The following is a 515-nucleotide window of genomic DNA, read 5'->3' on the forward strand; positions in this document are numbered from 1 at the left end:
GCGCTGCGCTGCGGGCCACCGCACGTGAAAAATGTGGCCAGCGGGCATTCAGCATTGGCATCACCTCGAGGCGCAGAAAATTCCGGTCATAGCGCGCATCGCTGTTGCTGTCATCCTCAATCCACGTCAACTGGTGCTGATGGGCCCACTCCTCCAGTTGCTGGCGGCCGTGCGTTAGCAGAGGCCGCAGATGCCGATGTTCGCCCAATCTGTGCTGTTGTGGCATCGCCGCCAGCCCAGCCGGACCACTGCCGCGTTTCAGCGCCAGCAACAGGGTTTCACTCTGATCGTCCTGATGCTGGGCAGTTAACAGCGTTTCCCCCGCCCGCAGCCGCTGACGGAAGGCCTGATAGCGTGCGGTACGTGCGGCAGCTTCAATCCCTCCCTGACGCGCATCCACCCTGACATACACCACCTCCAGCGGCACCTGCCAGCGTGCACACTGCTGCTGACAGTGCGTGACCCAACTCTCCGCCAGCGGGTTGAGGCCATGATGAATATGCACTGCCCGCAGC

1 protein-coding gene is annotated in these 515 nt (G+C 62.7%); it reads right to left on the minus strand.

Annotated features, from left to right (window positions below):
* A partial coding sequence (tilS, locus tag WH277_RS05375; protein ID WP_339504850.1) for a tRNA lysidine(34) synthetase TilS occupies nucleotides 1-515 on the minus strand: 515 nt, incomplete at both ends.

This window comes from Erwinia sp. MYb416 (genome assembly GCF_037479575.1).
Lineage (GTDB): Bacteria > Pseudomonadota > Gammaproteobacteria > Enterobacterales > Enterobacteriaceae > Erwinia > Erwinia rhapontici.